This window comes from Salmonella sp. GDC200615, from assembly GCF_050574145.1.
Taxonomy (GTDB): domain Bacteria; phylum Pseudomonadota; class Gammaproteobacteria; order Enterobacterales; family Enterobacteriaceae; genus Salmonella; species Salmonella enterica.
In genome coordinates, this window is the sequence record NZ_CP192247.1 from 1,570,207 (window position 1) to 1,593,893 (window position 23,687).

The 23,687-nt window shown below is 54.2% G+C and carries 20 protein-coding genes, 1 tRNA gene and 5 pseudogenes; 15 read left to right on the top strand and 11 right to left on the bottom strand.

Annotated elements, in window-relative coordinates; genetic code table 11:
- The first annotated feature begins 31 nt into the window (after positions 1–31).
- The 4 genes and pseudogenes from ccmE (at position 32) to ACQ29O_RS07285 (ending at position 3,639) form a co-directional block, all read left to right on the top strand.
- Entirely contained in the window at positions 32–520 is a 489-nt protein-coding gene (gene ccmE / locus ACQ29O_RS07270; RefSeq protein ID WP_045162167.1) for a cytochrome c maturation protein CcmE, read from the top strand.
- Complete coding sequence (locus tag ACQ29O_RS07275) at positions 517–2,376, top strand: heme lyase CcmF/NrfE family subunit (protein WP_045161901.1); 1,860 nt, start codon at positions 517–519, stop codon at positions 2,374–2,376. Before ccmE ends, ACQ29O_RS07275 begins: the two co-directional genes overlap by 4 nt.
- Positions 2,373–2,771 (top strand): annotated as a pseudogene (locus tag ACQ29O_RS07280) (DsbE family thiol:disulfide interchange protein); the annotation flags it as partial. The gene ACQ29O_RS07275 and the pseudogene ACQ29O_RS07280, both read left to right, overlap by 4 nt.
- A pseudogene (locus tag ACQ29O_RS07285) lies at positions 2,745–3,639 on the top strand (cytochrome c-type biogenesis protein CcmH). The pseudogenes ACQ29O_RS07280 and ACQ29O_RS07285, both read left to right, overlap by 27 nt.
- A 43-nt stretch (positions 3,640–3,682) precedes the next feature.
- Here ACQ29O_RS07285 and narP read toward each other — a convergent pair.
- Positions 3,683–4,330 carry a nitrate/nitrite response regulator protein NarP gene (gene narP / locus ACQ29O_RS07290; RefSeq protein WP_001115497.1) on the bottom strand — a complete coding sequence of 216 codons (648 nt, stop codon included), beginning with the start codon at positions 4,328–4,330 and terminating at the stop codon, positions 3,683–3,685.
- Positions 4,331–5,059: 729 nt separating this feature from the next.
- Here narP and pagL point away from each other — a divergent pair.
- Positions 5,060–5,623, top strand: coding sequence for a lipid A 3-O-deacylase PagL (pagL, locus tag ACQ29O_RS07295; RefSeq protein WP_000281877.1), 564 nt, complete (start codon positions 5,060–5,062; stop codon positions 5,621–5,623).
- A 191-nt stretch (positions 5,624–5,814) separates the two neighbouring features.
- Here pagL and ACQ29O_RS07300 read toward each other — a convergent pair whose 3' ends face one another.
- The gene (locus ACQ29O_RS07300) at positions 5,815–6,018 is read right to left on the bottom strand and encodes a DinI-like family protein (RefSeq protein ID WP_001576231.1); all 204 of its coding nucleotides are present in this window, start codon (positions 6,016–6,018) and stop codon (positions 5,815–5,817) included.
- Positions 6,019–6,047: 29 nt separating this feature from the next.
- Positions 6,048–6,206, bottom strand: coding sequence for a hypothetical protein (locus ACQ29O_RS07305; RefSeq protein WP_001576229.1), 159 nt, complete (start codon positions 6,204–6,206; stop codon positions 6,048–6,050).
- Here ACQ29O_RS07305 and ACQ29O_RS07310 point away from each other — a divergent pair.
- The 5 genes and pseudogenes from ACQ29O_RS07310 to ACQ29O_RS07330 all read left to right on the top strand — a co-directional run.
- Positions 6,166–6,846 (top strand): annotated as a pseudogene (locus ACQ29O_RS07310) (phage tail protein); the annotation flags it as partial. The gene ACQ29O_RS07305 and the pseudogene ACQ29O_RS07310 overlap by 41 nt on opposite strands.
- Positions 6,829–7,113 (top strand): hypothetical protein, encoded by a 285-nt coding sequence (locus ACQ29O_RS07315; RefSeq protein ID WP_001252692.1) that lies wholly within the window; start codon positions 6,829–6,831, stop codon positions 7,111–7,113. The pseudogene ACQ29O_RS07310 and the gene ACQ29O_RS07315, both read left to right, overlap by 18 nt.
- Positions 7,114–7,409: 296 nt before the next feature.
- Positions 7,410–7,613 (top strand): tail protein, encoded by a 204-nt coding sequence (locus tag ACQ29O_RS07320; RefSeq protein ID WP_001113462.1) that lies wholly within the window; start codon positions 7,410–7,412, stop codon positions 7,611–7,613.
- A gap of 168 nt (positions 7,614–7,781) precedes the next feature.
- Positions 7,782–10,267 (top strand): annotated as a pseudogene (sspH2, locus tag ACQ29O_RS07325) (type III secretion system effector E3 ubiquitin transferase SspH2).
- Positions 10,268–10,354: 87 nt separating this feature from the next.
- Positions 10,355–10,577: pseudogene (locus tag ACQ29O_RS07330) on the top strand (DUF4113 domain-containing protein); the annotation flags it as partial.
- A 310-nt stretch (positions 10,578–10,887) separates the two neighbouring features.
- Here ACQ29O_RS07330 and ACQ29O_RS07335 read toward each other — a convergent pair.
- The 3 genes from ACQ29O_RS07335 to ACQ29O_RS07345 form a co-directional block, all read right to left on the bottom strand.
- A tRNA-Pro gene (locus ACQ29O_RS07335) sits at positions 10,888–10,964 on the bottom strand.
- 73 nt (positions 10,965–11,037) lie between these two features.
- The gene (gene yejM / locus ACQ29O_RS07340) at positions 11,038–12,798 is read right to left on the bottom strand and encodes an LPS biosynthesis-modulating metalloenzyme YejM (protein WP_000256146.1); all 1,761 of its coding nucleotides are present in this window, start codon (positions 12,796–12,798) and stop codon (positions 11,038–11,040) included.
- Between the two features lie 31 nt (positions 12,799–12,829).
- A complete protein-coding gene (locus ACQ29O_RS07345) occupies positions 12,830–13,057 on the bottom strand; it encodes a YejL family protein (protein ID WP_001135904.1) in 228 nt (75 codons plus the stop codon).
- Positions 13,058–13,236: 179 nt separating this feature from the next.
- Between ACQ29O_RS07345 and yejK the strand changes: the two genes are divergently transcribed.
- Positions 13,237–14,244, top strand: a complete 1,008-nt coding sequence (gene yejK / locus ACQ29O_RS07350) for a nucleoid-associated protein YejK (RefSeq protein ID WP_000050807.1) — start codon at positions 13,237–13,239, stop codon at positions 14,242–14,244.
- A 27-nt stretch (positions 14,245–14,271) separates the two neighbouring features.
- Positions 14,272–14,892: a hypothetical protein gene (locus tag ACQ29O_RS07355; protein ID WP_000033431.1), complete on the top strand. Its 621-nt coding sequence runs from the start codon at positions 14,272–14,274 to the stop codon at positions 14,890–14,892.
- A 107-nt stretch (positions 14,893–14,999) separates the two neighbouring features.
- Here the strand turns inward: ACQ29O_RS07355 and rplY are convergent, their stop codons facing one another.
- Both rplY and ACQ29O_RS07365 read right to left on the bottom strand, forming a co-directional pair.
- Positions 15,000–15,284, bottom strand: a complete 285-nt coding sequence (gene rplY, locus ACQ29O_RS07360) for a 50S ribosomal protein L25 (RefSeq protein WP_000494192.1) — start codon at positions 15,282–15,284, stop codon at positions 15,000–15,002.
- A 124-nt stretch (positions 15,285–15,408) separates the two neighbouring features.
- Positions 15,409–17,169, bottom strand: coding sequence for a DEAD/DEAH box helicase (locus ACQ29O_RS07365; RefSeq protein ID WP_000578116.1), 1,761 nt, complete (start codon positions 17,167–17,169; stop codon positions 15,409–15,411).
- Between the two features lie 151 nt (positions 17,170–17,320).
- Between ACQ29O_RS07365 and rsuA the strand changes: the two genes are divergently transcribed.
- The 3 genes from rsuA to ACQ29O_RS07380 all read left to right on the top strand — a co-directional run bounded on the left by rsuA (position 17,321) and on the right by ACQ29O_RS07380 (position 19,969).
- A complete protein-coding gene (rsuA, locus tag ACQ29O_RS07370; RefSeq protein ID WP_001234841.1) occupies positions 17,321–18,016 on the top strand; it encodes a 16S rRNA pseudouridine(516) synthase RsuA in 696 nt (231 codons plus the stop codon).
- A 27-nt stretch (positions 18,017–18,043) separates the two neighbouring features.
- Positions 18,044–19,234, top strand: a complete 1,191-nt coding sequence (locus ACQ29O_RS07375) for a Bcr/CflA family multidrug efflux MFS transporter (RefSeq protein WP_000213349.1) — start codon at positions 18,044–18,046, stop codon at positions 19,232–19,234.
- A 390-nt stretch (positions 19,235–19,624) separates the two neighbouring features.
- A complete protein-coding gene (locus ACQ29O_RS07380; RefSeq protein WP_001094639.1) occupies positions 19,625–19,969 on the top strand; it encodes a YejG family protein in 345 nt (114 codons plus the stop codon).
- A gap of 3 nt (positions 19,970–19,972) precedes the next feature.
- Here the strand turns inward: ACQ29O_RS07380 and yejF are convergent, their stop codons facing one another.
- The 3 genes from yejF to ACQ29O_RS07395 are packed head-to-tail and all read right to left on the bottom strand — an operon-like array spanning position 19,973 to position 23,683.
- Positions 19,973–21,562, bottom strand: coding sequence for a microcin C ABC transporter ATP-binding protein YejF (yejF, locus tag ACQ29O_RS07385; RefSeq protein WP_000203612.1), 1,590 nt, complete (start codon positions 21,560–21,562; stop codon positions 19,973–19,975).
- 1 nt (position 21,563) lies between these two features.
- Positions 21,564–22,589 carry an ABC transporter permease gene (locus ACQ29O_RS07390; protein WP_001137761.1) on the bottom strand — a complete coding sequence of 342 codons (1,026 nt, stop codon included), beginning with the start codon at positions 22,587–22,589 and terminating at the stop codon, positions 21,564–21,566.
- Positions 22,589–23,683, bottom strand: coding sequence for a microcin C ABC transporter permease YejB (locus ACQ29O_RS07395; protein ID WP_000501623.1), 1,095 nt, complete (start codon positions 23,681–23,683; stop codon positions 22,589–22,591). The genes ACQ29O_RS07390 and ACQ29O_RS07395 overlap by 1 nt, the downstream gene beginning before the upstream one ends.
- Positions 23,684–23,687 lie beyond the last annotated feature (4 nt).

A 23,687-nucleotide genomic window follows, 5' to 3' on the forward strand; every position in this document is an offset into this window, starting at 1 on the left:
GGCATTTTCATCGTGGAGCGATTTTTTCGCCATGGGCGGGTACGCCTTTTTTGTCTGGCTGGCGGTGGCGATGACCGTGGCGCCGCTGGTGCTGCTGGCGCTGACCACCGCCCTGGTCCTGTACGCGCTGCGCGCGAATATCGACCTGTTCTATACCCCCGGCGAAATCCTCTACGGCAAGCGCGAGACGCAGCAGCTGCCGGCGGTGGGCCAGCGCCTGCGCGTCGGCGGGATGGTGATGCCCGGCAGCGTCAGGCGCGACCCGGACTCGCTGAAGGTGAACTTCAGCCTCTACGACGCCGAAGGGTCGGTGACGGTGAGCTATGAGGGGATACTGCCGGACCTGTTCCGCGAGGGACAGGGGGTGGTGGTGCAGGGCACCCTGGAGAAGGGCAGCCACGTCCTGGCGCAGGAGGTGCTGGCCAAGCATGACGAGAACTACACACCGCCGGAAGTGGAAAAGGCGATGCAGGAAAACCACCGCCGCCCGCAACGCGCTGATAAGGACACCTCATCATGATGCCTGAATACGGCCACGCGCTGCTGTGCCTGGCGCTCGGCGTGGCGCTGCTGCTGTCCGTTTACCCGCTGTGGGGCGTGGCGCGCGGTGACGCGCGGATGATGGCGTCGGCCGGGGTGTTCGCCTGGCTGCTGTTCATCTGCGTGGCGGGCGCGTTTTTCGTGCTGGTGCACGCCTTTGTGGTTAACGACTTCACCGTGGCCTATGTCGCCGGCAACTCGAACACGCAGCTGCCGGTGTGGTACCGGGTGGCCGCCACCTGGGGGGCGCACGAGGGCTCGCTGCTGCTGTGGGTGCTGCTGATGAGCGGCTGGACCCTGGCGGTGGCGGTGTTCAGCCGGCCGGTGCCGGCGGATATCGTCGCCCGGGTGCTGGCGGTGATGGGGATGGTCTGCGCCGGTTTTCTGGCGTTCATCCTGTTCACCTCCGGCCCGTTCGTCCGCACGCTGCCGGCCTTTCCGGTGGAGGGGCGCGACCTGAACCCGCTGCTGCAGGACCCGGGGCTGATTTTCCACCCGCCGCTGCTGTACATGGGCTATGTCGGCTTCTCGGTGGCCTTCGCCTTCGCCATCGCCGCGCTGCTGAGCGGGCGTCTGGACAGCGCGTTCACCCGTTTTGCCCGCCCGTGGACGCTGGCGGCGTGGGTGTTCCTGACGCTGGGCATCGTGCTCGGCTCGGCGTGGGCCTACTACGAGCTGGGCTGGGGCGGCTGGTGGTTCTGGGACCCGGTGGAGAACGCCTCCTTTATGCCGTGGCTGGCGGGCACCGCCCTGCTGCACTCGCTGGCGGTCACCGAACAGCGCGCCGGCTTTAAGGCGTGGACGCTGCTGCTGTCCATCTGCGCCTTCTCGCTGTGCCTGCTGGGCACCTTCCTGGTGCGCTCCGGGGTGCTGGTGTCGGTGCACGCCTTCGCCTCCGACCCGGCGCGCGGAATGTTTATCCTCGCCTTTATGGTGCTGGTCACCGGCGGCTCGCTGCTGCTCGGCAACAACGTCCTGCTGATGGCCGCCATGCTGGTGGTGCTGCTGGGTACCCTGCTGCCGCTGGTGCACAAACAGCTGGGGCTGGGCAGCATTTCGGTGGGGGAGCCGTTCTTTAACACCATGTTCACCTGGCTGATGGTCCCCTTTGCCCTGCTGCTGGGGGTGGGGCCGCTGGTGCGCTGGGGCCGGGACCGGCCACGTAACATCAGGAAACTGCTGTGGGCTGCCGTTGTCACTACCCTGGTGCTGTCGGTACTTTTGCCGTGGCTGCTGGAAGATAAAATCATCGCCATGACGGCGGTGGGGATGGCGATGGCCTGCTGGATTGCGGTGCTGGCGGTGGCCGAAGCCGTACAGCGCGTGTCCCGCGGCACGAAAACCTCTCTCAGCTACTGGGGAATGGTGGCGGCGCACCTCGGGCTGGCGGTGACGATTACCGGCATCGCCTTCAGCCAGAATTACAGCGTGGAGCGTGACGTGCGGATGCGGGCGGGCGACAGCGTGACCATTCACGACTACCGCTTCACCTTCCGGGAGGTGCGGGACATCACCGGGCCCAACTACCGCGGCGGGGTGGCCCTCATCGGGGTGACGCGCCACGGCGAGCCGGAGGCGGTGCTGCACGCGGAGAAACGGCTCTACAACACCAGCCGGATGGTGATGACCGAGGCGGCGATTGACGGCGGGCTGACCCGCGATCTGTACGCCGCGCTCGGGGAGGAGCTGGACAACGGCGCGTGGGCTGTGCGCCTGTACTACAAACCGTTTGTCCGCTGGATATGGGCCGGGGGGCTGCTGATGGCGCTGGGCGGGCTGCTGTGCCTGGTGGACCCGCGCTACCGCCGCCGTAAACCATTGCCGGAGGCCGGATGAAACGCAACGTACTGTTATTACCGTTACTGATTTTTCTGCTGATTGCCGCGGCGCTGCTGTGGCAGCTGACGCGCAACGCGCAGGGGGATGACCCGACGAATCTCGAATCGGCGCTGACCGGGAAGCCGGTGCCGGCGTTCCGCCTGGAATCGCTGGAGACGCCGGGTCAGTACTATGAGGCGGAGGTGCTGACGCAGGGGAAACCGGTGCTGCTTAACGTCTGGGCCACCTGGTGCCCGACCTGCCGCGCCGAGCATCAGTACCTGAACCAGCTTTCTGCGCAGGGTATCCGGGTGGTCGGGCTGAACTATAAGGACGACCGGGCGAAGGCGGTGGCCTGGTTAAAGGAACTGGGCAACCCGTATGCGCTGAGTTTATCGGACAGCGACGTGATGCCGTTTAAAGATGAAGCGCAGGAGCAGCAGTTCCGCCAGCTCACGGAGCAGCTGCGCTGCCCGAAATGCCAGAACAACAGCATTGCGGACTCGAACGCGATGATAGCCACCGACATGCGCCGCAGGGTGTATGACCTGATGCAGGAGGGGAAGAGCCGCCAGGAAATCATCGATTACATGGTGGCGCGCTACGGCAACTTCGTCACCTACGACCCGCCGCTGACCCCGCTGACGGTGCTGCTGTGGGTGCTGCCGCTGGCCGCCATCGTGGCGGGCGGGTGGATAATCGTTGCCCGCACGCGCCGGCGGGTGCGCCTGCGCCGGCAGCTACGCCCTGACCGGCAGCTATCAGCAGGTCAGGGCCTGGCAGCAGGCAACGGCGCAGACGCCCGGGCTGCTGGCGCGGGCGCTGGACCCGGCGGCGCAGCCGCTGAATGAAGAGGAGATGGCGCGGCTGGCGCTGGGGCTGCGCACCCGCCTGCAGAATGATGCCGGCAATGTTGAGGGCTGGCTCATGCTGGGGCGCACCGGTATGGTACTGGGTAATGCCGGTACCGCCACCGGGGCCTATGCGAACGCCTACCGCCTGGACCCGAAAAACAGCGATGCGGCGCTGGGCTACGCGGAGGCGCTGACGCGCTCGTCCGACCCGGAGGATAACCGCCGCGGCGGGGAGCTGCTGCGTCAGCTGGTGAGAAGTGACCACACGGATATCCGGGTGTTAAGCCTGTATGCGTTCAGCGCCTTTGAGCAGCAGCGTTTTGGCGAGGCGGTGGCGGCCTGGGAGATGATGCTGAAACTGCTGCCGGCGGGTGACGCCCGGCGGGCGGTGATAGAGCGCAGTATCCGGCTGGCGCAGGAGAAATAAGACCCTGACGGCCCGGTGGCGCGGCGCCATCGGGCCTGGCTTGTTACTGTATTCCGCGTGTTTGTAAAAATAGAATGGTCGCCGCGACGCGTGAGCGCACGTTTAGCTTGCGAAGTAGATTACGAATGTGCACCTTAACCGTCTGCTCAGAAATATTCAGTACTGACGCAATCTGTTTGTTAGAAAGCCCCTGCGCCAGCTCATGCAAGACATCTAACTCTCGTTCGGTCAGGATACTAAAGGGATCTTCCTGCGCGCCAAACCGTTCGCGCTCACGCAGATATTCATTGACCCGATCGCTAAAGACTTTACCGCCGTTAGCGCCTTTGCGAATGGCCTCCAGCAGCACTTCCGGATCGCTATCTTTGAGCAGATAACCGTCGGCGCCGGCGTCGATCAGCGCGTAGATGTCGCTGGCGGAATCCGAGACGGTAAGAATAATAATTTGCGCCGTCACACCATCCCGGCGTAGCGCGTTCAGGGTATCTAACCCGCTCAGACCTTTCATATTCAGATCCAGCAGGATCAGATCGGGCTCAATGCGATTCGCCAGATCGATCGCACTCGCCCCGTCACCCGCTTCGGCAACGACATGAAAAGCCGGGTCCAGTTCCAGTAATTGACGAATACCTCGCCGCATAAGTGGATGGTCGTCCACAATAAGCACCTGAAAAGGTGTTACTTCAGGCATGCTGTATCTCCTGAGTTTTATTAGAATGATTATTGTTTTCAGCGCGGAAATCGTCCAGATTTGCCACATTGTCAAGCGCGTAAATTTTACCCTAATTAGTGCATGGGTAAGTAGTAAAACCTGTGACAGGCGAGTAATTAGCTGAACGATAGAAAGGATAAAACAACCCGTTGTGAGAGAAAACAGAATACTCCCTGAAGTTGAATACTGGTCTGGACGCTTTTTTCGGACAATGTGACATAACAGAAGTGTGGCATATGTTGCTGCGCCATTGCACCCGTAAGTCCAGACTATCTTTACTGGCAGGAAATTCCTTATTAAAAGTCATAGCGTCTAAAGCTTGTCATTATTAACAAATTATTTTAACTGAATTTATTTATGGTTTTATTAATGTCAATGAAATACATCTGAGCAGAACGAATAAACCGCGACATCTGTTAAATTAAATATTAAGTCAATAGCAGAGGTATTTTTATGCGATAAAGAGATTCTGATGATATTCTTATCATAAATGAAAATGTGGTCAGGAATGAGCGTCATTCACTTATAACTTATCCTGGATGTGCCTGAACAACACTCGCGGCGTTTTGAGCACCCGTTGGGGTGACTCAAGGGGAGAACGTAGTGTGGATGCTATATCAGCCGTTTCTGTGAGCGTAAGCGTGGCGTAGAAAATTTTAAATATGTTAGCCGGTTAAAAATAACTATTGACATTGAAATGGTGGTGGAGTGTATATGAAGAGAATATTTATATATCTATTATTACCTTGTGCATTCGCATGTTCTGCTAATGATAATGTTTTTTTTGGCAAGGGCAACAAGCATCAGATCTCTTTTGCTGCGGGAGAAAGTATAAGAAGAGGAGGGGTTGAGCACTTATATACGGCTTTTCTGACATACAGTGAACCCAGCGATTTTTTCTTTTTACAGGCAAGAAATAATCTGGAGTTAGGAGGATTTAAGGCTAAGGGTAGCGATGATTGCAGTAAACATTCTGGCAGCGTTCCCTGCAATAAATATAACCAGGGCGTATTGGGTATCTCGAAGGATGTGGCGCTGGTTCATTTCGCTGGTATCTATACCGGTATTGGTCTGGGGGCTTATATAAAATCTAAGTCGCGAGATGATATGCGTGTCAATTCTGCATTTACCTTTGGAGAAAAAGCGTTTCTTGGCTGGAACTTTGGGGCTTTTTCTACAGAAGCTTATATCCGGCATTTCTCGAATGGATCACTTACGGATAAAAATTCAGGGCATAATTTTGTAGGTGCTTCAATTAGTTATAATTTCTGAAGTTGAATAACAATTAGCGAGTTGCTGGCTGAAGGAGTAATTAATCACCGTACGTTGTCTACAAAACGTGTTGTGAATAGCCGATCGTTATCTACCCTATGGCGACAGGGAAGCTAATTGTTAGTGACAAAGAAGTGGTAGGCCGTTTACCTTACCAGAACGTTTTATTATTGCTGCGACAGATTGCTTACTCATTTACCTGCCACTACAAACATTTCTTCCAGCATAGGGTGTAGATGCGCTTTTTCTGTTTTAGTACAAACATGGTTTACGTTATTTGCCTGCATTGACTTTACGTTGACCACTGCACAGGAAAGGTGTCCAATCAGTTCATGCAAAATCAGTTCATGCAAAATAACGTCTCTGGCATCAGCTAACTTTTTAATTGTAGGCATAAAAAAAACCAGCCCTGACAGGCTGGTTTTCAAGGGGAATTTTGGTCGGCAGCTTCATCCGCAGTATCTGCGGAGAGCAGCGCAGGTACGGCGACCACAAAAGCCGGGGAGGCATCAGCCAGCGCGGCGTCGGCTGACACAGCCAGAACGGCGGCAGCCGCCTCGTCATCAGCATCGGAGGCATCCACCCACGCCGCCGCATCTGATACCAGCGCATCACTGGCAGCGCAAAGCAGAGCTGCAGCCGGAGAATTGGCAACCAGAGCCGAAGAGGCCGCGAAACGGGCCGAGGATATCGCAGACGTGATTTCCCTGGAAGATGCAAGCCTGACGAAAAAAGGTATCGTTAAATTAAGCAGTGCCACGGACAGTGACAGCGAAGCGCTGGCGGCCACACCAAAGGCGGTAAAAACCGTTATGGGTGAGGTACGGACCAAAGCGCCGCTGGACAGCCCGGCATTCACTGGAACGCCGACCACACCGACGCCGCCAGGCGATGCTAAAGGGCTTCAGACAACAAACGCGGAGTTTGTCCGCAAACTGATTGCCGCGCTGGTTGGTTCCGTACTGGAGCCACTGGACACCCTGCAGGAACTGGCTGACGCGTTGGGAAATGATCCGAACTTTGCCACCACGGTACTGAATAAACTGGCGGGCAAGCAGCCGCTGGACGAAACCCTGACGGCGCTGTCAGGAAAAAGCGTTGACGGTCTTATCGAATACGTTGGTTTGCGAGAAACCATAAGTCGTGCCGCCGATGCATTATAAAAATCACAGAATGGCGGCGATATTCCGGACAAGGATTTGTTTGTGCGTCGTATCGGTGCCGCGCGAGCGTTTGATGGCGCAGTTACTATCGGCTGTGATGATAATCCGTGGACGACGGCGGAGTTTATCGTCTGGCTGGAGTCTCAGGGCGCATTCAATCACCCTTACTGGATGTGTCGTGGCTCCTGGTCTTACGCTTATAACAAAATCATCACGGATACTGGCTGCGGTACTATCTATCTCGCTGGCGCAGTGATTGAGGTAATGGGAGTGCGTGGCGCGATGACTATTCGGGTGACAACGTCCCATTCAGTATCTGGTTGGTGATACGTGGGTGACAGCCCCAAGTGTATAAGAAGGAATAATTATGACAGCGGAAAAAAAATAAAAAGAACAAACAGTTTTTAAATATTAAAAATTTCATTCCGTATGCACCGGAACCAGATGACACATTATTCGCCGATGCGGCGTATCTTAAATCAGAGGATGGTCAGGACTGGTATGGGTGCCAGCAATTATTTTCAGCAGACACGCTGAAAATTACCTACGACGATAACGATGTTATTACGTGTATTACGCGTGATGTTTCCGGGCTGTGGCCTGCTGGCCAGAGCGTTGCAGAGTTGCCTGATACGGATGAAAACCGTCGCGCTGATATTCATGCTGCTGGCAGTTTAAAGACGGTAAAGTCGTTCAAAGGGTTTATTCGCCGGAAGAGCTGTGCAGGCAGGCAGAATCGAAAATTGAACGCCCGGGCGTTGATACCGGATGATCTGGTCATCGTGGAAAGCGACCCTGAAAAAATCGACACTTTAGCTGTAAAATGACAGTCCCGCCATCCGGTCATCATAACGGATTTTTCTTCTGCACCTTCTGAAGCCCGCCATGTCAGGACGGCCATGAATCCGCCGATAACCTTATTGTGAAATTAAGACCAGGAAGAGATGATGTCTGCCGGACAGATACTATATGTAAATTTATAAAGGTTTTTTGTTATGCCCTTTCATATTGGAAGCGGATGTCTTCCCGCCACCATCAGTAATCGCCGCATTTATCGTATTGCCTGGTCTGATACCCCCCCTGAAATGAGTTCCTGGGAAAAAATGAAGGAATTTTTTTGCTCAACGCACCAGACTGAAGCGCTGGAGTGCATCTGGACGATTTGTCACCCGCCGGCCGGAACGACGCGGGAGGATGTGGTCAGCAGATTTGAACTGCTCAGGACGCTCGCGTATGCCGGATGGGAGGAAAGCATTCATTCCGGCCAGCACGGGGAAAATTACTTCTGTATTCTGGATGAAGACAGTCAGGAGATATTGTCAGTCACCCTTGATGATGCCGGGAACTATACCGTAAATTGCCAGGGGTACAGTGAAACACATCGCCTCACCCTGGACACAGCACAGGGTGAGGAGGGCACAGGACACGCGGAAGGGGCATCCGGGACATTCAGGACATCCTTCCTCCCTGCCACAACGGCTCCACAGACGCCAGCAGAGTATGATGCTGTCTGGTCAGCGTGGAGAAGGGCTGCACCCGCAGAAGAGTCACGCGGCCGTGCAGCAGTGGTACAGAAAATGCGTGCCTGCCTGAATAATGGCAATGCAGTGCTTAACGTGGGAGAATCAGGTCTTACCACCTTGCCAGACTGTTTACCCGCGCATATTACCACACTGGTTATTCCTGATAATAATCTGACCAGCCTGCCGGCGCTGCCGCCAGAACTGCGGACGCTGGAGGTCTCTGGTAACCAGCTGACTAGCCTGCCGGTGCTGCCGCCAGGACTACTGGAACTGTCGATCTTTAGTAACCCGCTGACCCACCTGCCGGCGCTGCCGCCAGAACTGCGGACGCTGGAGGTCTCTGGTAACCAGCTGACTAGCCTGCCGGTGCTGCCGCCAGGACTACTGGAACTGTCGATCTTTAGTAACCCGCTGACCCACCTGCCGGCGCTGCCGTCAGGACTATGTAAGCTGTGGATCTTTGGTAATCAACTGACCAGCCTGCCGGTGTTGCCGCCAGGGCTACAGGAGCTGTCGGTATCTGATAACCAACTGGCCAGCCTGCCGGCGCTGCCGTCAGAATTATGTAAGCTGTGGGCCTATAATAACCAGCTGACCAGCCTGCCGACGTTGCCGTCAGGGCTACAGGAGCTGTCGGTATCTGATAACCAACTGGCCAGCCTGCCGACGCTGCCGTCAGAATTATATAAGCTGTGGGCCTATAATAATCGGCTGACCAGCCTGCCGGCGTTGCCGTCAGGACTGAAGGAGCTGATTGTATCTGGTAACCGGCTGACCAGTCTGCCGGTGCTGCCGTCAGAACTGAAGGAGCTGATGGTATCTGGTAACCGGCTGACCAGCCTGCCGATGCTGCCGTCAGGACTACTGTCGCTGTCGGTCTATCGTAACCAGCTGACCCGCCTGCCGGAAAGTCTCATTCATCTGTCTTCAGAGACAACCGTAAATCTGGAAGGGAACCCACTGTCTGAACGTACTTTGCAGGCGCTGCGGGAGATCACCAGCGCGCCTGGCTATTCAGGCCCCATAATACAATTCGATATGGCGGGAGCCTCCGCCCCCCGGGAAACTCGGGCACTGCACCTGGCGGCCGCTGACTGGCTGGTGCCTGCCCGGGAGGGGGAACCGGCTCCTGCAGACAGATGGCATATGTTCGGACAGGAAGATAACGCCGACGCCTTCAGCCTCTTCCTGGACAGACTGAGTGAGACGGAAAACTTCATAAAGGACGCGGGGTTTAAGGCACAGATATCGTCCTGGCTGGCACAACTGGCTGAAGATGAGGCGTTGAGAGCAAACACCTTTGCTATGGCAACAGAGGCAACCTCAAGCTGCGAGGACCGGGTCACATTTTTTTGCACCAGATGAAGAACGTACAGCTGGTACATAATGCAGAAAAAGGGCAATACGATAACGATCTCGCGGCGCTGGTTGCCACGGGGCGTGAGATGTTCCGTCTGGGAAAACTGGAACAGATTGCCCGGGAAAAGGTCAGAACGCTGGCTCTCGTTGATGAAATTGAGGTCTGGCTGGCGTATCAGAATAAGCTGAAGAAATCACTCGGGCTGACCAGCGTGACGGCAGAAATGCGTTTCTTTGACGTATCCGGCGTGACGGTTACAGACCTTCAGGACGCGGAGCTTCAGGTGAAAGCCGCTGAAAAAAGCGAGTTCAGGGAGTGGATACTGCAGTGGGGGCCGTTACACAGAGTGCTGGAGCGCAAAGCGCCGGAACGCGTTAACGCGCTTCGTGAAAAGCAAATATCGGATTATGAGGAAACGTACCGGATGCTGTCTGACACAGAGCTGAGACCGTCTGGGCTGGTCGGTAATACCGATGCAGAGCGCACTATCGGAGCAAGAGCGATGGAGAGCGCGAAAAAGACATTTTTGGATGGCCTGCGACCTCTTGTAGAGGAGATGCTGGGGAGCTATCTGAACGTTCAGTGGCGTCGTAACTGATGCACCAGGTGAATGAGGTGCGGTGCGACAAAGATATTCCCGGACGAACAACATCAGACAGTACGGATGATGTACAGGTGAAATAGGGGAGACTTCTTCAGTCAGGGCGCGGCGAAACTTTTTCGATGATAACGCGCCGCGCGCCGGTAGCGAGAAGCCGATGGAAGTACTGGATCACCTGAATGCAAAGAAGGGCTGGGGAAAGCTGTACTTTGCCGGGGAGGGTATCCAGCAACAGTGGGCTATGAAGAGAAACATACTGTCATCCCGATATACCACCCGCTATGAAGACCTGCTTCAGGTTAAGTGACAGGTTTACCCTGATTTTCAAATTTCTGATGTGATGGTGTGCCGCAGCCACATTGTATGCAAGAACGGGCTGCGGCAAACTGGCGATCGTTCGATAGTGCGTGTATTGAATAGTTACCAGTCGTGGCGGATTCTACTGGTTAAGGATGACTAATCAATGTATTTAAGTCATCTGTTCAACTTTTCGCGTTGGAGGGAGCTTGAAGTCAATTTGCAGTGACCTTCGATAGCTATTTCACCATCATTTCACCATTTGCAAATTGGATATATAAAAAAACCAGCCCTGGCAGGCTGGCTTTTAAGGGGAATTTTGGTCGGCACGAGAGGATTTGAACCTCCGACCCCCGACACCCCATGACGGTGCGCTACCAGGCTGCGCTACGTGCCGACTTGTGGGTGCTAATACTACCTCTTTCCAACGCGAATGCAAGGGGAAACGGTGCTAACTGATTTATAATTAATCAGTTAGCGATAAAACGTTTCTCTTCTGTTAGCACTTGCAGCAGCAGACTGAGCTGCGGCTTCTGATCTTTGATCTTCTCGCCGTGTAAGTCATAGGTCTGATAATGACCGTTATTATTGAGCACCAGGGTCATTTGCGGCGTCGTGATTGCCAGCGTACTGCCGTCTGCCGCCGTTACCCAGTTATGACGACGTGGAACGGTAAAGATGTCCTGGCCCTGTGAATATTCGTTCGCTGGCGTGCTGACATGTAACAGGCGTTGCATCAACGTGGTCATCACATCGGTATGATCGGTAAGCACATTAATACGCTGCGCAGGCGTCCCCGGCCAGTGGATCACCAGCGGTACTTGCAGATGACCTTGCGACCAGTCGAAGCGATTTTCTTCCGGCGTCAACGGTATGCCGCGTCCTGCGGTAATGATCACGACAGTATTCTCGAATTTACCGGCCTCTCGCAGCGCGTTCAGAACCCGATTGATTTGCGCATCCACGTCGCTGGCGGCACTGGCGTAACGCTTAACAAAATTTTTCTGGTTACTGTCATCAATATTAGTACCGTTAAACGATATCCATGAGAACCAGCGGTTATCTTCCTGTGCGTAGCGCCTAAGCCAGTCTATCCACTGGCTGGCCGTTTGCGCATCAGACTGCGTTTGCGCTGCCGGCATCGAGAAATCGGACAGTAATGCCTGACGATAAAGCGGGCTGGCGAAGCCATCCGAAGAAAACAGTCCCAGTTGGTAGCCTTGCTGATTCAACGCGGTAATGAGCGCCGCAGGCGTTCTGGTGGATAACACGCCATCCATATAGCCTGGCGATATGCCATAGAACAGGCCGAAAATACCGTTATCAGTGGTATTCCCTGAACTCATATGACGGGTGAAGTCGATGTTTTGCTCGGCAAATGTAGCCAGCTCCGGCATCTGCTTCTCAAAGCGAGAATAGTTCAGGCCGTCTACGGTAATGAGCAGCACATTCTGACCGGTGCCCATATCGCGATAGTGCAAATTGCTGAGCGGGTACTGAACGGAGACCGCTTCCGGATTGCCTTGCTCTACCAGACGGCGCTGATATTCCTGCGCATCCAGCAGACCGTGTTTTTCAAGAAAACGTCGCGCCGTCATCGGATAAGAGAGCGGCAGGTTTGCCCGCTGCATGGTAATCGGCCGGTAAAAATTAGCATCTGCCCAGATGTAGATAAGATGCGATGCGATAAAGGAGACGAAAAAGAATGCCGCAAGCGGCCTTGCGAAATGGCGACGGCGCGTGAGACTGCGCAGCTTTTGCCAACTCCATGTCGCAAATAGCATCTCAATCAATAAGATAACCGGCACGCTAATAAACATAAGCTGCCAGTCGCGCGCCATTTCGTTCTGGTCAGGGTTGATGACCAGCTCCCAGACAATGGGATTAAGATGCAGGTGAAAACGGGTAAAGACTTCGCTGTCGATAAGTAACAACGTCATACCCGCGGTCGCCAGAATGGCTGATATAAACCGCATCAGCCGCTGGGACATCACGATAAACGTGAGCGGAAAAAGAATAAGCAAATAGGTGGCGAACACCAGAAAGCTAAAGTGCCCGACAATGCTCAGGTAGGAGTATATGCGACCCGCAAGCGTTGTCGGCCAGTCGGCGACAAACAGGTAACGGCTGCCGAGCAACGTAGCCAACAGTATATTGAACAGAGCGAACCAGTGCCCCCAGCTAACCATCTGGGAGACTTTTTCACGGTAGCGCTGACGATGAGTTACCATACCTGTCGCTTGTTTCTCCGGAGTCGGCTTTTTAGTGCGCGTTGTCTTCGCTAATCGAAGACTGCAAGGCGCGGGCAAAAGAGTTCGCAATCGCCTGGCGTTGAGCTGGCGCAACGCTGGTGTTGATAAGGTTGGTGACCATATTTCCCAGCACCATCAGGGAAAGATCGGTCGGCGCCTTATGTTTTTCCAGTACACTGAGCAGTTCGCTCAGCAATTGTTCAACATGTTCATCACTATAGCGGGAGAGTTGTGGCATAAATCAAAATCTGTTTGTTCATGAAAGGGCAACATATTACCGTAGCAACAGTTTTTTTTCTGCATTTTTATCCCCTAAATCATTCGCGTTACGGATAACGCCTGAAATGACAGGGCGATTGCTTGCGTCTTCCGGCAGGCGGTGGTTGAATACCGCCCGGTCTTAAAGGAGAGTTTATCATGAGTCTGGATATCAACCAGATTGCCCTGCACCAGCTTATCAAGCGCGATGAGCAAAATCTTGAGCTGGTCTTGCGCGATTCATTGCTGGAGCCGACAACTACCGTTGTCGAGATGGTGGCTGAACTGCATCGGGTCTATAGCGCCAAGAATAAGGCGTATGGCCTGTTTAATGAAGAGAGTGAACTGGCGCAAGCGCTGCGGTTGCAACGTCAGGGGGAAGAAGATTTTCTTGCCTTTAGCCGGGCGGCGACCGGACGCCTGCGTGACGAACTGGCGAAATATCCCTTTGCGGACGGCGGCATTGTATTGTTCTGCCATTATCGTTACCTGGCGGTGGAGTATCTGCTGGTTACGGTACTGAACAACCTGAGCAGTATGCGGGTCAATGAAAATCTGGACATTAACCCGACGCATTATCTTGATATCAATCATGCGGATATCGTGGCGCGTATCGATCTTACCGAGTGGGAAACTAATCCGCAATCGACCCGCTACCTGACGTTTCTCAAAGGTCGGGTAGGGCGCAAGGTCGCTGACTTCTTTATGGATTTCCTCGGCGCCAGCGAAGGGTTGAACGCCAAAGCGCAGAATCGCGGCCTGTTGCAGGCAGTGGATGATTTCACCGCAGAAGCGCAGTTGGATAAAGCAGAACGTCAGAACGTGCGTCAGCAGGTGTACAGCTACTGCAACGAGCAGTTACAAGCCGGGGAAGAGATTGAGCTGGAATCGCTGTCTAAAGAGCTTTCCGGCGTCAGTGAAGTCAGCTTCAGCGAATTTACTGCCGAAAAAGGCTATGAGCTGGAAGAGAGCTTCCCGGCAGATCGCAGTACGCTACGCCAGTTAACCAAATATGCCGGCAGCGGCGGCGGGTTAACGATTAACTTTGATGCGATGCTACTGGGCGAGCGGATTTTCTGGGACCCGGCGACCGATACCCTGACTATCAAAGGGACGCCGCCGAATCTGCGCGAGCAGTTGCAGCGACGCACGTCGGGCGAGAAATAAAGGCATACGACATAAAAGGACGCCGTAGTGAGTAAAGGAATACGACAGAAGCCGCCTGTTAATTTCAGTTTATTTCGGCAGGTTTTGTATGCGCACATTGTCGCATTTTTGATGATGTTGGTGCTCGGCATGGTGTTCACCGTTCTCTCGTTGGTACTGTTTTATACTTATGGTGCCAACTGGTTACTGAGCTTGTTCATATGCCCGCTGTTCTTGTTAAGTGGTTTATTCATTACTGGATTTGCTTTTAAATCAACTTGGTCCAGCATACGTTACTATTACGACAAGGGGCAGTTGAAACGGTATGGACTCAATCTTGATGCAACTTTGACGCATAAAGAGAAGGTGGAAATACGCATCGATAATGCAAAGCGTCAAGTGCGTGTAGATGAACTGGAGCTCCATGTCTTATTTGATTTTCAGTTTGATAGCAAGACATGGAGCTGCGGCGACTTACTGACCAATGAAAAGGTATTTGATGCGTTGAATGACGGGCAAACTATACCAATACGAATTTTGCCATGGAAACCGGAAAGTGCCAGCGTTCGTCAACGGGCATTATTCAATCGGCTTAAAGGTATGAATACCGCGGCGGAAACTACAGATTCTCGATTAGGGGAGGCGCTAATTGAATGTGGCGAGGTGTAAGAAAGCAGAAAAGCAAAGTGGTTTCTCGTTGCTCTGCATGTCGTCAAATTCAATTAAACGCATAAAAAACCCCGCCGGGGCGGGGTTTTTCTTCAACTTCCAGGCGATTACGCGCGAACGAAGTCGATGTGAGTCAGCTTCGGTTTGTAAGCGTGACGCTGTACAGCCTGAGCTTTAACTTTTACTTCTTTACCGTCAACAACGAGGGTCAGAACTTCGCTGTAGAATTCAGCTTTAGCTTGCATGTTCATCACCTGGTCGTGGTCCAGTTCGATAGCAATCGGGGCTTCAGAACCGCCGTAGATGATTGCCGGGAACTTGTTAGCGGCGCGCAGGCGGCGGCTCGCACCCTTACCCTGCTCTTTACGTACTTCTGCGTTGATAGTAAACATTTAAATCTCTCTTTAATAATTCCTGCTACAGGCGACCCAGCAACAGGTAAGTGATCTGCTTTGCGTATGCAAAGGCGGGCGAGATTCTATACTCAAATCGCCGTTACATCAATGAAAAGTACGATTAACCACGTAATTCGTGCGCCCGGCGGAAGCGGCCTTCATAGTCGAACACTTTTTCACGCACCTGCCAGTACTGGCCTTTCATCCGCGCGACCACAAAATCGGGATGCCGCAACAGCGCCTGCTGCGCGACAATATCCGCCGCCGTGATCCAGCGTAAAGGAACGCCGGGCGTGCGGGTATGCGGGCGAATAAATAGCTGTTCGAAAGCGGTACGCTGGGCGGGCGTGTGCAAGCGGAAGCTCTCACTGACATCCGCGCCGTCCTCGTCATAGTAAGTGATTTTCAGCCATTCGCCTTTCTCATCCTGCCCATGCTGCATCGTCATTCCGCTACAGCGCAGGACTAACGCATCCTTGAGTCTGAGCGCCGCTTTTAACATATCGTCCGGGTCGACCAGAATAGCGTCACATTCCCGGCAGCGTCGGGCGGCAATATCGTTTTCGGCATTACACTGCGGGCAGTTTTTGAAGCGAAAGCGAAAATCGCACTGCTCGCGATGGCCGTCGTCATCGTCAAACCAGCCCTGGCAGCGACGGCCAAAGTGTTCAATCAGCGTGCCGTCGGCAGTGGTTTTCCCCCAGAAGGTGTTGGCAAAGCCGCAGGCCGGGCAAAATACCTGGACAGGGACGTTATCGCTTTTTCCCTTCGGGCTACCGACCTCCGGGGCATACAGGTCGTGCGGGTTGCCTGCGTAATCAAGAATCAGGCAATCGGTCTTTCCCGGCGCAAGGCGCAGACCACGCCCGACAATTTGTTGGTAAAGACTAACTGACTCGGTGGGACGTAGAATCGCGATGAGATCAACGTGTGGGGCGTCAAAGCCGGTGGTCAGCACCGAGACGTTAACCAGATAGCGAAAACGCTGCGCCTTGAAATTATCAATCAGCGCGTCGCGCTCGGGCCCTGGCGTATCGCCGGTAATCAGCGCCGCGTCGTCCGCCGGAAGCAGACCGACAATCTCTTTCGCATGTTCGACCGTGGCGGCGAAAATCATCACGCCTTTGCGCGTTTGCGCAAATTCCATAATCTGGCTGATGATGTGCGGCGTAATCCGCTGCTGCTTTTTCAGCTCACGGTTCAGGTCGGCTTCGCTGAACAGCCCATTGCTTTGGGCCTGCAGGCGGCTGAAATCGTATTGGACCACTGGCATATCAAGCCGCTCAGGCGGCGTCAGATAGCCGTGTTTAATCATATAGCGCAGCGGCAGTTCATAAATACAGTCGCGAAACAGCGCGTTGTCGTTGCCGCGCACCATACCGTGGTAATGAAATTGATAAATCCAGCCTTTTCCGAGGCGGAAGGGCGTGGCGGTTAGCCCAAGCAGACGTAAGTGAGGATTAACTTTACTCAGGTGAGTGAGGATTTGCTGATACTGACTGTCTTCATCGTCACCGATGCGGTGGCATTCATCGACAATCAACAGCGAAAACTCCTCCTGGAAGGCGTCAAGATTACGCGCCACCGACTGTACGCTGCCGAACACGACTTTGCCCTGACTCTCTTTACGTTTGAGTCCGGCGGCGAAAATATCTGCTTCCAGCCCCAGCGCGCAATATTTGGCGTGGTTCTGCGCGACCAGCTCTTTCACATGCGCCAGCACCAGTACCCGTCCGCGGGCGACGCGCGCCAGTTCGGCGATCACCAGGCTTTTACCTGCGCCGGTCGGCAGAACAATCACGGCGGGTGTACGGTGGCGGCGAAAGTGGCTGAGCGTGGCGTCTACGGCTTCTTGCTGGTAGGGGCGGAGTGTAAAAATCATGGTCTCACTACGTTAAACGGTTCCGGGAATAGTATGCCATGAATCATTTCCCTTGAGGGATATAGTTAGCCCGCTATACTGAGCGGATAGCAATTCCCTTTTTTCGGGTAGAATGCCCGATTTCCGTATTATTACAGGCTAAATCACACACATGCGACTTGATAAATTTATCGCTCAGCAGCTTGGCGTCAGCCGCGCTATTGCCGGGCGTGAAATTCGTGGTAACCGCGTTACCGTCGATGGCGACATCATTAAAAATGCGGCCTTCAAACTGCTCCCGGAACATGCGGTTGCGTATGACGGCAATCCCTTAGCGCAGCAACACGGGCCACGCTATTTTATGCTTAACAAGCCGCAGGGATACGTTTGTTCAACCGATGATCCCGATCATCCAACGGTACTGTATTTCCTGGATGAGCCGGTGGCGTATAAGCTGCATGCCGCAGGACGTCTGGATATCGATACTACCGGTCTGGTGTTAATGACAGATGACGGTCAGTGGTCGCACCGCATTACGTCGCCGCGCCATCACTGTGAAAAAACCTATCTGGTGACCCTGGAGTCGCCGGTGGCCGACGATACGGTAGCGCAATTTGCGAAAGGCGTGCAGTTGCATAATGAAAAAGATCTCACTAAACCCGCTACGCTGGAGGTGATAACGCCTGTGCAGGTCCGTCTGACCATCAGCGAAGGCCGTTATCATCAGGTGAAGCGGATGTTTGCCGCAGTAGGCAATCGCGTTGTGGAACTGCACCGCGAACGGATTGGCGCCATTACGCTGGATGAGAATCTGGCTCCCGGCGAGTACCGCCCGTTGACTGAAGAAGAAATCGCCAGCGTCGGCTAACTATCTCGTTAAATTCAGGAGTTCGATGTGACCACCCGGCAGCACTCTTCCTTTGCCATTGTCTTTATCCTTGGCCTGTTGGCCATGTTAATGCCGCTGTCGATTGATATGTATCTTCCTGCGCTGCCGGTGATTTCTGCGCAATTCGGCGTGCCTGCCGGTAGCGCGCAGATGACGCTCAGTACCTATATTCTGGGGTTTGCGCTGGGTCAGCTTATCTATGGACCGATGGCGGATAGCCTCGGGCGTAAGCCGGTCATCCTGGGAGGGACGCTGGTATTTGCTGCTGCGGCGGTCGCCTGTGCGTTGGCGCAGACTATCGATCAACTGATCGTGATGCGTTTCTTTCACGGTTTGGCGGCCGCGGCGGCAAGCGTCGTCATCAATGCGCTGATGCGGGATATTTATCCAAAGGAAGAGTTTTCGCGCATGATGTCATTTGTCATGCTGGTCACTACGATAGCGCCGTTAATGGCGCCCATTGTCGGCGGCTGGGTGTTGGTATGGTTAAGCTGGCACTATATCTTCTGGATACTGGCCATTGCGGCGATTCTGGCGTCAGTCATGATCTTTGCTCTGATTAAAGAGACGCTGCCCGTTGAGCGGCGTCAGCCTTTTCATATTCGTACCACAATAGGTAACTTTGCCGCGTTGTTTCGCCACAAACGCGTACTGAGCTATATGCTGGCGAGCGGGTTTAGTTTTGCCGGTATGTTCTCTTTTTTGAGCGCGGGGCCGTTTGTTTATATCGAAATTAATCATGTTCCGCCGCAGGATTTCGGCTACTACTTCGCGTTGAACATCGTATTTCTGTTTGTGATGACGATTATCAACAGCCGTTTTGTCAGACGGGTAGGGGCGCTAAACATGTTTCGGGCCGGGCTATGGATTCAGTTTGCGATGGCGGTGTGGATGGTTTTCAGCGCGCTGATGGGCATTGGATTCTGGGCGCTGGTGGTCGGCGTTGCGGCGTTTGTCGGCTGTGTGTCGATGGTTTCGTCCAATGCGATGGCGGTCATTTTGGATGAGTTTCCGCATATGGCCGGAACGGCGTCTTCGTTGGCGGGCACTTTCCGCTTTGGTATTGGCGCTATCGTCGGCGCGTTGCTGTCGCTGGCTACCTTTACCAGTGCGTGGCCGATGATCTGGTCGATTGCGCTTTGCGCCGCCTGTTCCATTCTGTTTTATCTCTACGCCAGCCGTCCCAAAAAACGGTGACGGGCGCGCTGTCCCTCAATGGCGCCGAAGAATGCGCAGGCGGCGTTGGGGGATGCTATCCGCTACACGATGGTAAAGCCAAACGGCTTTCATAGTTGATGTATATCAATTACCAATTCATCATTTTCCTCCTTTATGTTTATTTTATGTAAAATCCATTTATGTAAAAAGTCACATCATTGTAGTTAAAAAGGTTGAGTTAGATCGCAGAAACGGGTACATATAGCCCGCCGCTATCTCCGCGTCGGTAAAACTATTTTAACTCCCGCTTGCTGTAGAGCCACTGACGGAGAGAAGGGCGTTAGCAATCTGTTTAAGGACGGGTTGTCAATGATGTGTTAATATAAATGTAAGCAAATTGTGAAGTAATTGTGCTTCCGGGGAAAGAAAGTGAATACATTACAGCTCTCAATTGTTCACCGTCTGCCGCAAAACTATCGCTGGTCGGCGGGTTTTGCGGGGTCAAAGGTTGAACCGATTCCGCAAAACGGGCAGAGCACCGAGAATAGTCTGGTGGCGCTTAAACTGTTGAGTCCGGCAGGCGATAGCGCGTGGTCAGTGATGCATAAGCTCAGCCAGGCGCTAAGCGATATTGAAGTTCCTTGCTCCGTGCTGGAGTGCGAAGGGGAACCGTGCCTGTTCGTTAATCGTCAGGATGAGTTTGCCGCCACCTGTCGGCTGAAAAATTTCGGCGTGGCGATAGCGGAACCTTTTTCTAACAATAATCCTTTTTAGGCGTCAGCTTAACGCGAGTAGCTGACGCGTATAGGCCTGTTGCGGTGCGGTAAACACGCGCTCGCATTGCCCCTGTTCAACCACCTCCCCCTGCCGCAGCACGATAACCTGATGGCACAGCGCGCGTACTACATGCAGATCGTGGCTAATGAAGATATAGGCCAGACGGTGCTTTTGCTGGAGCGATTTCAGGAGGGCAAGAATCTGCGCCTGAACGGTTTTATCCAGCGATGAGGTCGGTTCATCCAGAATAATAAGCGACGGTTTTAAAATCAGCGCCCTGGCGACGGCGATACGTTGACGCTGGCCGCCGGAAAACTCAGCGGGGTAACGATGCCGCGTTTCCGGGTCCAGGCCGACTTCCATCATGACCGCTTTCACCTGCTGTTCTCGCTGCGCGCCTGAAAGCGTAGGCTGGTGGACGCGCAGGCCTTCTTCGATAATTTGCAACACGTTTAAACGCGGGTTTAGCGATGAGTTTGGGTCCTGGAATACGACCTGGATACGGTGGCGAACAGGTAAAAGCTGGCGGCGGTTTAACGTATCCAGCGATTGACCGTCAAACACGATGCGGCCTTCGGAGCGGATAAGCCGTAACAGCGCCAGACCGGTGGTGCTTTTTCCCGATCCTGACTCGCCGACCAGACCCAGCGTTTCGCCTGGATGCAGGGTGAAACTGATATTGTTAACCACCACATTATGATCCACGACGCGCTTCAGAATGCCTTTGCGGATTGGGAAGGCGACGCGCAGCTTGTCCACTTCCAGCAACGGCGCCTGCCCGGCGGGGAGCGGAACCGGATCGCCTGTGGGTTCGCTGTTGAGTAGTTTTTGCGTGTACGGATGGGTCGGCGCGGAGAGCAGCGTGTCGGCGCGTTGGTTCTCTACGCACTTGCCGTGTTGCATTACCGCCACTGAATCCGCCAGTTTTTTTACAATGCTGAGGTTATGGGTGATAAACAGCAATCCCATATTAAGCTCGCGCTGGAGTTCCCGCAGTAGAGATAAGATCTGCGCCTGTACGGAGACGTCGAGGGCGGTGGTCGGCTCATCGGCGATCAGTAATTCCGGCCGTGTTAACAGCGCCATGGCTATCATGACGCGCTGGCGTTCGCCGCCGGAAAGCTGATGCGGATAATCGCGCAGACGCTGGCTCGCCTGGCGGATACCGACCCGATCCAGACAACCGATCATCTCCGCCCTTGCCGCCTCCCGACGCATTCCCCGATGGAGCGACAGCACTTCATAGAGCTGTTTTTCCAGCGTATGCAGCGGGTTAAGTGAAACCATCGGTTCCTGAAAAATCATGGCGATTTTATTGCCGCGCACGCCGCGTAGCGTCTGCTCGCTGGCATGAAGCAATGATTCGCCGTGAAAGCGAATATCGCCGGAGAGGTAGACGGCGGGAGGGGTAGGCAAAAGACGCAGAATGGAAAGCGCCGTCACGCTTTTCCCTGACCCGGACTCGCCGACCAGCGCCAGCGTTTCCCCGGCGTTCACCTGTAACGAAATGGCGTTAACGACAGGACGCACGTGCTGTTGCTGACGGAAACCTACCGATAAATTTTCAATCGCAAGCAATGGAGATGTCATCTTATACCGCCTTAGCAGGATCAAAGGCGTCGCGTACCGCTTCGCCGATAAAAATCAGCAGCGATAGCAGAATGGCGACAGACAGAAAGGCGGCGATCCCCAGCCAGGGAGCCTGTAAGTTGTTTTTCCCCTGTAAAAGAAGTTCGCCGAGAGAAGGGGAGCCAAGCGGCAGACCGAATCCCAGAAAATCCAGCGACGTCAGGGTGGTGATGGAGCTACATAAAATGAACGGTAAAAATGTCAGGGTAGCGACCATCGCATTAGGCAACATATGGCGCAGGATAATGTCACGATCGCTGACGCCAAGCGCCTGCGCGGCGCGGATATAGTCAAAATTGCGGGTCCGTAAAAACTCGGCGCGCACTACGCCCACCAGACTCATCCAGCCAAACAACACGGTTATGGCCAGCAGCCACCAGAAGTTAGGCTGCACTACGCTGGAAAGTAAAATAATCAGAAACAGGGTCGGCATCCCCGACCAGACTTCGATGAGACGTTGCCCCCATAAATCGACTTTGCCGCCATAATAGCCCTGTAGCGCGCCCGCCAGTACGCCCATGACGCTGGAGCAAATCGTTAACATCAGGCCGAATAAAATAGAAATGCGGGTGCCGTACAGGATGCGGGCGAAAACGTCGCCGCCATTCGCATCGGTGCCCAGCCAGTTTTTCGCCGAAGGCGGGGAGGGGAAAGGCTGCGTGGTGGCAAAATTAATGGTATTGGCGCCAAAGCGTACGGGGGCCCACAACACCCAGCCCCGATTCTCAAGTTGCCGTTGTAGCCAGGGGTCCTGATAATCTGCCGTTGTCGCCAGCGGGCCGCCGAAATCGCGCTCGCTGTAATTTTTTACCAGCGGAAAATACCACTGGCCTTCATAGCGCACCAGCAATGGCTTATCGTTAGCAATCAGTTCCGCGCATAAGCTCAGGCTGAACACGACCAGGAAAATCCATAGTGACCAGTAGCCCCGGCGATTATGGCGGAAACGCGCCCAGCGGGCCTGATTGACCGGGCTTAATCGCGGCATTATCGTCCCTCAAAATCAATGCGTGGATCGACCAGCGTATAGCTGATATCGCTCAGGATATTCAGTAATAAGCCAATCAGGGTAAAGATATAAAGCGTACCGAACATCACCGGATAGTCGCGCGAAACGGTTGCTTCATAACCCAGCAGCCCCAGGCCGTTGAGCGAGAACATGACTTCAATTAGCAACGAGCCGGTGAAAAACATACTGATAAAAGTGGCGGGAAACCCGGCGATCACCAGCAGCATGGCGTTACGAAAAACATGTTTCCAGAGAATGTTTTTTTCACTCACGCCTTTCGCGCGAGCGGTAACGACATACTGTTTACGCACCTCGTCGAGAAACGAATTTTTCGTCAGCATCGTCAGGGCGGCAAAACCGCCGATGACGGTCGCCAACACCGGCAGCGTAATATGCCACAAATAATCGGTGATTTTCTGGTACCACGGTAATGTGTCAAAGTTGGCGGAGACCAGGCCACGTAGCGGAAAAATATCGTAGTAGCTGCCGCCGGCAAAAAAGACGATTAATAAAATAGCAAACAGAAAGGCGGGGATCGCATAACCAATAATGATAAACGCGCTGCTCCACACATCAAAGCGACTGCCGTTATGGACGGCTTTGCGAATCCCCAGCGGGATAGACACCAGATAAATAATCAGCGTGCTCCATAATCCCAGGGTAATGGAGACGGGAAGGCTGTCTTTGATTAGCGTCAGTACGGATGCGCTGCGAAACAGACTGTCGCCGAAGTCAAAAGAGAGATAGTCCCGTAGCATCTTGAAATAACGCTCATGCAGCGGTTTGTCGAAGCCGTAGCGATGGGTGATCTCCGCGATCACCTCCGGATCGAGTCCCCGGCCGCCGCGATAATGGCTGTCGCTGATATTGCCGACGCCGGTTTGCGCATGACTGGCGCGAACGCCTTCGCCGCTGGCGCCGGGCAACGCGCCGCCCTGGCCAAATTCAATCGCGGCAATCGCCTGATCGACAGGGCCGCCGGGAGCGATCTGCACGATAAAAAAGTTAATGGTAATAATGGCCCATAGCGTGGGGATCACCAGTAACAGACGGCGGATAAGATAGGCGCCCATTGAT

Excerpts from the sequence above, each read along its gene's own strand:
- narP (WP_001115497.1), bottom strand. The coding sequence starts at position 4,330 with ATGCCTGAAGTAACACCTTTTCAGGTGCTTATTGTGGACGACCATCCA.
- ACQ29O_RS07345 (WP_001135904.1), bottom strand. The coding sequence starts at position 13,057 with ATGCCACAACTCTCCCGCTATAGTGATGAACATGTTGAACAATTGCTG.
- ACQ29O_RS07365 (WP_000578116.1), bottom strand. The coding sequence starts at position 17,169 with ATGATTTTTACACTCCGCCCCTACCAGCAAGAAGCCGTAGACGCCACG.
- yejM (WP_000256146.1), bottom strand. The coding sequence starts at position 12,798 with ATGGTAACTCATCGTCAGCGCTACCGTGAAAAAGTCTCCCAGATGGTT.
- ccmE (WP_045162167.1), top strand. The coding sequence starts at position 32 with ATGGGCGGGTACGCCTTTTTTGTCTGGCTGGCGGTGGCGATGACCGTG.
- yejK (WP_000050807.1), top strand. The coding sequence starts at position 13,237 with ATGAGTCTGGATATCAACCAGATTGCCCTGCACCAGCTTATCAAGCGC.
- rplY (WP_000494192.1), bottom strand. The coding sequence starts at position 15,284 with ATGTTTACTATCAACGCAGAAGTACGTAAAGAGCAGGGTAAGGGTGCG.
- ACQ29O_RS07395 (WP_000501623.1), bottom strand. The coding sequence starts at position 23,683 with ATGGGCGCCTATCTTATCCGCCGTCTGTTACTGGTGATCCCCACGCTA.
- ACQ29O_RS07390 (WP_001137761.1), bottom strand. The coding sequence starts at position 22,589 with ATGCCGCGATTAAGCCCGGTCAATCAGGCCCGCTGGGCGCGTTTCCGC.
- rsuA (WP_001234841.1), top strand. The coding sequence starts at position 17,321 with ATGCGACTTGATAAATTTATCGCTCAGCAGCTTGGCGTCAGCCGCGCT.
- ACQ29O_RS07275 (WP_045161901.1), top strand. The coding sequence starts at position 517 with ATGATGCCTGAATACGGCCACGCGCTGCTGTGCCTGGCGCTCGGCGTG.
- ACQ29O_RS07300 (WP_001576231.1), bottom strand. The coding sequence starts at position 6,018 with ATGCCTACAATTAAAAAGTTAGCTGATGCCAGAGACGTTATTTTGCAT.
- yejF (WP_000203612.1), bottom strand. The coding sequence starts at position 21,562 with ATGACATCTCCATTGCTTGCGATTGAAAATTTATCGGTAGGTTTCCGT.